The organism is aff. Roholtiella sp. LEGE 12411 (assembly GCF_015206995.1).
Classification (GTDB): Bacteria; Cyanobacteriota; Cyanobacteriia; order Cyanobacteriales; family Nostocaceae; genus Komarekiella.
Genome location: NZ_JADEXR010000222.1, coordinates 1 through 7,476, shown reverse-complemented (window position 1 = coordinate 7,476; position 7,476 = coordinate 1). Strand labels below are relative to the sequence as shown.

Genomic DNA, 7,476 nt, shown 5'->3' with positions numbered 1-7,476 from the left:
TTCCCAATGCCCAATCCCCAATGCCCAATCCCCAATCCCCAATCCCCAATCCCCACTTTTCTTTAGGGGGAACAAAATATATCTTATAAAATCTTGTAAGACACCATAATTTACCCATCTAACTTTTGTGCAGAGACTTAAGACTTTACCAAGTGTTTTAGAATTAGCGATGGCTACAACAAGCTTCGCTTACGCAGGTTTCATTGGTGGCATTAGTTCTGTCTTTGCCCAACCAGCTATTCCCGCTTGTCAACCTCCGAGTGCGGGTGAGTATCTTTTATTAGTAGTCAGTCCCACAGCAGATAATCAAAAGCAGTTGCGTAGTGCCTTACCGCCTCAACTCAAGACCGCCACCTGTAAATATCTCAACGAGACGGTGACGCGAGTCGGTGGGTTTAACAAAATTGACGATGCTAATCGTTGGGCGCGGTATATTGGCAACATTGTCGGGTTGTCTGCCATCATTACCACTCGACCGAAAGCGGTAGCAAACGTGCAGCCATTTCAGCCATCTCAGCCATCTCGGCCATCTCAGCCATTTCAGCCATCTCAGCCATTTCAGCAGCAAACAGTCAGCTATAATCCCCAAGCATTGGGACAGGGTTATGCAGTGCTAGTGGATTATTTCAATCGTCCAGAACTGGCAAATAATGTGCAGCAAGTGGTAGAAGGTAATGTGGGTTTTGCTTCCTATGGCCAACGTCCTTACTTACTCGCAGTTCATACCACCAACCAAAAAGAAGCATACAGCGCATTGCAGAAGCTGAACGATCGCGGCTTTTTTGCCGTCTTAGTAGATAGTCGTAAAGTAATGCTACTGCGCCCAGTTGTGCGTTTATAGTGATTACCAAGTTGCGAGGGTAATCTTACGTGCAAACACTGATCATCGATAACTACGATTCCTATACTTTTAACCTGTATCAGATAATTGCAGAAGTAAATGGAGAGCTTCCGCTAGTTGTTCGTAATGATCAAGTTGATTGGGGCGATCTGACAAAATTGGTATTCGACAATGTAGTAATTTCTCCCGGCCCCGGTCGTCCAGAAAAAGCTAAAGATTTCGGTATCTGCAAGCAAGTAATCCAAAATGTGGACGTACCCGTGCTTGGTGTTTGTCTTGGACACCAGGGACTTGGCTACTTATATGGTGGAACTGTTATCCATGCTCCAGAAGTCATGCATGGACGAATGAGCAAGATTTATCATAATGGCTCTGAGCTATTTAAGGGAATTCCCAATCCTTTCTGGGTTGTACGCTACCACTCCTTGATTGTTTCAGAAAAATTGCCAAGCTGCTTAGAAAAAGTTGCCTGGACTGAGGAAGGACTGGTAATGGGTCTGCGTCACCGGTATCTACCATTTTGGGGTGTGCAGTTCCATCCAGAATCTATCTGCACAGAATATGGACGGAATCTGCTAGAAAACTTTAGAGAAATCACTTTGCAATTTCCTCAGAAAAAATTAAAACCGAGGAAAAGACCACAACGGACAGGATACGGAGGAGTTTCTACACTTCCCACCAACTGTCTACGCCAACAAAGCCAGGAATTTGAAGTTTACAGCCAAAAATTGGATATTTATCCGGATGCAGAACAGGTATTTGTCCATCTTTTTAGCGAAGAACCAAACAGCTTTTGGCTCGACAGCAGCCGAGTGGAGCTGGGTCTTTCTCGCTTCTCTTTTATGGGAGGGAGTGGTGGAACCAACAGCCTATTAGTTCAGTATTATACTCAAACTAAAGAACTAACCATTACTCAGTCAGGTAAAGTAACGCGTTGCACAGACTGTATTTTTGAGTATCTCAAACGTGAACTTGAGCGCCGACACTGCTTGTCTGATGAGCTTCCTTTTGATTTCAACTGCGGATTTGTTGGCTACTTCGGTTATGAACTTAAGGCATCTGGTTGTGAACTGCTGCATCCCGCTTTACTTCCTGATGCCGTTTTTCTTTTAGCCGATCAAATAATTGTCTTCGACCACCAAGAACAGACTACCTATCTGTTGTATCTCGCCAACAAGGGTCAAACCACCCAAGCAGAAACCTGGTTTAAGTCAATTGAACAACAACTTCGCATACTTCCCCCCCTACCTCCCATTGTGCCGCAGGGTAGCCAAGACCTGATTATCTTCCGTTTAAGCAGGTCTTACCAGACTTACATTGATGATATTCAAAAGTGTCTACACGAAATCCACGAGGGAGAGAGTTACCAAGTCTGCCTAACGAATAAGCTTTACACAGATACTACTCCTGACCCGCTAGCATTTTATCGCAGATTACGCCGAGTTAATCCAGCACCTTATGCAGCATTTCTACGCTTTGGCGACATTGCCATTGCTTGCTCATCCCCAGAACGATTTCTTCGCATCGATCGCCAAGGTTGGGTAGAAACTAAACCAATCAAGGGTACTCTAAGACGTGGGCAGACTGTGGAAGAAGACTTTGTACTCCATGAAAGTTTGCGTAACAGTGAAAAAGACCGAGCTGAGAACCTGATGATTGTGGATTTGTTACGTAATGATCTTGGATTGGTCTGTGAGGTAGGTAGTATCCACGTCCCAAAATTGATGGCTGTAGAAAGTTATGCGACTGTGCATCAACTTGTTACCACCATTCGCGGTCATTTACGTTCCGACATGGGAGCCACCGATTGTATTCGTATGGCATTTCCTGGTGGCTCAATGACAGGTGCTCCCAAGATTAGAACTATGCAGATTATTGATAAATTAGAGCAAGAGGCACGGGGGGTTTACTCAGGTGCGATCGGATTTTTAAGTCTTAATGGTGCATCTGACCTAAATATTGTGATCCGCACTGCACTCCTGACTCCGCATGAAACCTCTATAGGAATAGGAGGTGGGATTGTAGCGTTATCTGATGCTCAAGCAGAATTTGAAGAAACTATGCTGAAAGCAAAGGCTTTAATTCAAGCGATGCTTCTCACTGTCTATGGAGAATGTAATTCCAATTTGTATCGCATGATTGTTCAGGATACAGTATCTTTTGATCAACTCGAAAAAGTATATTTAAATTGTATGCCTTAAAGAACAAAATAAATAATTCAAAGCAGAAAATTGACATTTTGAATACATAAATCATCAAAGCTTTTGGGATTATTTTTCAAGTTTGTAGAAAGGAATTTTTATAAAATTAATGCGATATAAGCTGTTCCACATTTAACTTGTATAGCCTTATTTTTAAAGAAAAAACGCTATCATTCTCTCATACCACTCTGCCGTCTAAATCTGCAACTTAGCTGTTTAACAGCTTATGAGGGCGGTAATAGGTAATAGGTAGAGTCAATTGCTAGTAGTTTTTCTAATAGCTAATGACCGTTGAAAGTTGACATACCAATTACCAATTACCAACAGATACTCAAACAAAGATTCATTAATTGTAGTTTAATAAGCAGACCTAGCTAACCAATAGATAGTTATGCCCAAAGCCGATCCAGCTATTACCTGAACTGGTGTATGTCCAAGTAATTCCTTGAGACGGTCTTGGCTAAAGTCTGGTTTTTCGTGAAATAACTCATCAATCATTTGATTGAGGATGCGAGCTTGCTTACCAGCGGCTTGGCGAACTCCCGCAGCATCATACATGACAATGATGGCAAAAATTGTCGCAACAGCAAAATCAGGAGATGCCCAACCAAGAGTTTGCCCTACACCAGCCGCTAGAGCCGTAACCAGGGCAGAATGGGCACTGGGCATACCTCCGGTTGTGACTAAAACACGCACATTCAGTTTGCGATGTTGTACTATCTCGATTATGAGCTTCAATGCTTGAGCAATTAAACAAGCTATCAGAGCAACCATCAGCACCCGGTTGTCTAAGATGTCGCCTATGTCCTGCATGGTATTTTGGTTAGGTTAGTAAAAATTAGCAGCAGTTGTTAATTGAAGAAACATTTTAAATGCAACCCAAATGCCAAAATCCAAAATTGACCTAGTGATTGCGACTGGTAATGAAGTGAGCGATCGCCACCATTGGCTTGGCTCGTTCCTTAAATGGTTCTAATTCTGCACAAGCAGCTTTAACTAGCTCTTGGGCTTTTAAACGGGATTCCTCAAGTCCCCAAAGGCTAGGATACGTTACTTTTTTAGCTCTTTGATCTTTGCCAGCAGTTTTACCTAACTGCTCTTGAGTAGCAGTAACATCCAAAATATCATCTATAATCTGGAAGGCTAGTCCAATATTTTGAGCATAACGAGTCAATCGTTGTACATCTTCAGACGATGCTCCGGCTAAAATTCCGCCACAAACAACACAAGCTTCCAAAAGCGCAGCTGTTTTGTGTTTATGAATGAAATTCAGCGTTTCTAAACAAATATCCGACTTACCTTCTGATTCTAAATCAACCACTTGACCACCGACTAAGCCAGCAGCCCCCAGCGCTTTGCCCAAACGAGCAACTACCTGTAAAACTCTTGCCCTGTCAACAGTTTGGGGTGTTTGAGTCGCAACAAACTCAAAAGCTAAAGCTAACAAGCCATCCCCAGCCAAAATCGCTACATCATCGCCATAAACCTTATGATTTGTCAGCTTTCCGCGACGGTAATCATCATTATCCATCGCCGGAAGGTCGTCATGAATCAATGACATTGTGTGGATCATCTCTACAGCACAGGCTGTTGGCATCGCCATTTCGATTGTGCCACCAATCATTTCACAAGTAGCAAGGCAGAGTATGGGACGTACACGCTTCCCTCCAGCTAATAGCGAGTAGCGCATCGCCTCATAAATCTTTTCTGGATAAATGATGGGGATCGCCTGATCCAAAGCAGTATCGCAAAGCTTTTGTCGCTGTTTTAGATAGACTGCGAGGTTAAACGTGGCTTCCTCTGGTGTCTTGTAAACGTTATCTGTTGCTACCATTCTTAAATTCCTGACATTTTAAAATTTTTGTCGTATACGTCACAATTTTAAGGTGCTCTGGCGCTGAAAAAGTCAGTAGTTAGAGAGAACTCTGAGCGGAGGTTTCGTCTGATTGTTCCACCAACCCCAAGGGCGAATAGAAATTCCAAGAGTTAAGAATTGGAAAATCACTCATAACCTTTAGTAGTTGTGACTCCTGACCCTTGTATAGACGCGATTAATCGCATCTATACTCCTATCTCCTTCCATTCATTACTCCCAACTACCTTGCTGGCTTTGAATAACTGGTAAATGTATTTTGCAACAATATGGCGACAGTCATAGGGCCAACACCGCCAGGAACTGGGGTGATAAATTCTGCCACACCAGCAGTTGATTCAAAGTGAACATCACCAACTAACCGACTGTTGCCACTGGCATCAGTGACGCGGTTCATCCCCACATCTACCACAACAGCGCCCTGTTTCACCATATCAGCAGAGATTAATCCGGGAATACCTACTGCTGCAATTAGAATATCAGCATTCTGGGTGATGGTTTTGAGATCGAGCGATCGCGAGTGAGCGATCGTGACTGTAGCATCAGCTTCTAGTAACATCAATGCCATTGGCTTGCCCACCAAAATACTGCGTCCCACCACGACTGCTTGTTTTCCCGCTAAAGGAATCTGATATTCTTGTAAAAGCCGCATGACACCAGCTGGCGTACAACTGCGTAAACCGATTTCTCCCCGTACTAGTCGCCCCAAATTAACTGGGTGCAGTCCATCAGCGTCTTTATCGGGATCAATTTGATGTAGCAGAGTCACAGCATCCAAATGGTTAGGCAGAGGTAGCTGTACAAGAATGCCATCCACCCGTTCATCGTCATTGAGTGCCGCAATCACTTCTTCTAGTTCGGCTTGGGTGGTTTCGGTGGAAAAATGTTTGCCAAAAGAAACAATACCCACTTTAGTGCAGGCTTTTTCTTTATTTCGTACATAAGCCGCTGACGCTGGGTTGTCACCAACCATCAGCACGGCTAAACCAGGGGATCGTCCAATTTTTGGTTGTAATTGTGTAATGGCAACAGACAGTTCTTGCTGAATTTTGGCAGCTAAAGCTTTACCATCAAGAATTTTGGCAGTTTTTGTTTCCATTATAATTTCCAGCTATATTCGCCTTTTGTCCAAAGTCCAGCCGCTATGCGGAGTCAATAGTCCAAAGGAGCCAGTGCCTTGCAGGGGTTTCCCTCGTTGTATCAACTGGCGTTCCAAAGTCCAGTAAATAAATTATTTATTTTTGACTATTGACTATTGACTATTGAGCATTATGATGTTGCTGTTTGATCCCGTAGCGTTTTTTTCATACCAAGTCCATAGTATTTATCTTCTCAGATCAACGGCATCATTTGGATTGGGCATTGGGGATTGGGCATTGGGGATTGCGGATTGCGGATTGGGGAACTCTTAAGAGGGTTAAAGGGTAAAGGGATGGTTTTCCCCCATGCCCCATGCCCCATGCCCAATCCCTAATAAATGGGAACTGACCTAATAAAACTGGCGACAAAATAAGCAATGATGCGAAAATTTGCTTAACCGAGGGCTTTCATGCAACAAGCGAAAAATTTTTCCCTTTCATTTTTATACGGGTACAGCTTGCCCGATTTCTGCAAGAAGTCTATACCTTACCGTCTGGGATTGACCTGTTTGCTGGTAATTGGACTTTATAGTTGTGGAAGTTTGACATCATCTAGCTCCAGTGGGATGCTTCCCTTAAAAATTGGTACTAATGTTACCCCTATTCGGGAAATTAAACCAAAGCAGGATAATAAGGCTATAGTTTACATCCAAGGTAAGGTCGAAAAGCAAGCTCCCCTCATGAAGCAGCAGGCTTATCAAATCAATGACTCCACTGGCAAAATCTGGGTTGTTACCAATCAAACCGGTCTAGAACAGGGAGCGCAAGTGGTGATTAAGGGTAAAGTTCGCTACCAAAGTATCCCTTTAGCTGGCAAAGAGTTGGGAGAAGTGTACTTAGAGGAAGAGTGATAGTTTTAACAGATAACAGCCAAATAAAAATTTATGAATAATCAACCAGTGCATGTAGCGATCGCTATTCTCTACCAAGAAAACAAGTATCTCATGCAACTGCGGGATAATATCCCTGGTATTCTTTACCCTGGTTACTGGGGGCTGTTTGGCGGTCATATCGAACCCGGTGAAACTCCAGGTGTCGCAGTCAAGCGAGAGATTTTAGAAGAAATTGGCTATATTTTGCCACCCTTTTTTGAATTTGGCTGTTATCCCGATGAAAAAGTTGTCCGTCATGTTTTTCAAGCACCACTCTTGGTGGAATTAAATCAACTAGTTCTGAGTGAAGGCTGGGATATGGGATTAATGACGGCGGAAGATATTTGCCAGGGTAGCTGTTATTCGCAAAACGCTGGAGAAGTGCGGCCCTTGGGGCATGTACATCAACGAATATTGTTGAATTTTATACAGGGCAAAAAATAACCTTAACAATTGATTAAACTTAGCTTGAAAATTGGGCATTGGGCATTGGGCATTGGGCATTGGGCATTGGGCATTGGGCATTGGGCATTGGGCATTGGGCATTGGG

7 protein-coding genes are annotated in these 7,476 nt (G+C 43.4%); 4 read left to right on the top strand and 3 right to left on the bottom strand.

Translation table 11 applies throughout. The annotated features are described in order from the left end of the window. Positions 1 to 169 precede the first annotated feature (169 nt). A complete protein-coding gene (locus IQ246_RS27825; protein WP_194006522.1) occupies positions 170 to 841 on the top strand; it encodes a hypothetical protein in 672 nt (223 codons plus the stop codon). Positions 842 to 870: 29 nt separating this feature from the next. Then, complete coding sequence (gene pabB, locus IQ246_RS27820) at positions 871 to 3,042, top strand: aminodeoxychorismate synthase component I (protein WP_194006521.1); 2,172 nt, start codon at positions 871 to 873, stop codon at positions 3,040 to 3,042. Between the two features lie 357 nt (positions 3,043 to 3,399). Here the strand turns inward: pabB and IQ246_RS27815 are convergent, their stop codons facing one another. The 3 genes from IQ246_RS27815 to folD all read right to left on the bottom strand — a co-directional run bounded on the left by IQ246_RS27815 (position 3,400) and on the right by folD (position 6,014). Then, entirely contained in the window at positions 3,400 to 3,855 is a 456-nt protein-coding gene (locus IQ246_RS27815) for a divergent PAP2 family protein (protein WP_162395735.1), read from the bottom strand. Positions 3,856 to 3,946: 91 nt separating this feature from the next. After that, a complete protein-coding gene (gene crtE / locus IQ246_RS27810; protein ID WP_194006520.1) occupies positions 3,947 to 4,876 on the bottom strand; it encodes a geranylgeranyl diphosphate synthase CrtE in 930 nt (309 codons plus the stop codon). Between the two features lie 262 nt (positions 4,877 to 5,138). Continuing rightward, positions 5,139 to 6,014, bottom strand: a complete 876-nt coding sequence (gene folD, locus IQ246_RS27805; RefSeq protein WP_194006519.1) for a bifunctional methylenetetrahydrofolate dehydrogenase/methenyltetrahydrofolate cyclohydrolase FolD — start codon at positions 6,012 to 6,014, stop codon at positions 5,139 to 5,141. 450 nt (positions 6,015 to 6,464) lie between these two features. On the opposite strand from folD, the gene IQ246_RS27800 reads away from it, so the two are divergent. Further along, positions 6,465 to 6,905 carry a hypothetical protein gene (locus IQ246_RS27800; RefSeq protein ID WP_244142189.1) on the top strand — a complete coding sequence of 147 codons (441 nt, stop codon included), beginning with the start codon at positions 6,465 to 6,467 and terminating at the stop codon, positions 6,903 to 6,905. Between the two features lie 33 nt (positions 6,906 to 6,938). Further along, a complete protein-coding gene (locus IQ246_RS27795; protein WP_194006518.1) occupies positions 6,939 to 7,370 on the top strand; it encodes an NUDIX hydrolase in 432 nt (143 codons plus the stop codon). Positions 7,371 to 7,476: the final 106 nt, after the last annotated feature.

Coding starts and splice junctions, on each gene's coding strand:
- folD (WP_194006519.1), bottom strand. CDS start 6,014: ATGGAAACAAAAACTGCCAAAATTCTTGATGGTAAAGCTTTAGCTGCC.
- IQ246_RS27800 (WP_244142189.1), top strand. CDS start 6,465: ATGCAACAAGCGAAAAATTTTTCCCTTTCATTTTTATACGGGTACAGC.
- IQ246_RS27795 (WP_194006518.1), top strand. CDS start 6,939: ATGAATAATCAACCAGTGCATGTAGCGATCGCTATTCTCTACCAAGAA.
- crtE (WP_194006520.1), bottom strand. CDS start 4,876: ATGGTAGCAACAGATAACGTTTACAAGACACCAGAGGAAGCCACGTTT.
- IQ246_RS27825 (WP_194006522.1), top strand. CDS start 170: ATGGCTACAACAAGCTTCGCTTACGCAGGTTTCATTGGTGGCATTAGT.
- IQ246_RS27815 (WP_162395735.1), bottom strand. CDS start 3,855: ATGCAGGACATAGGCGACATCTTAGACAACCGGGTGCTGATGGTTGCT.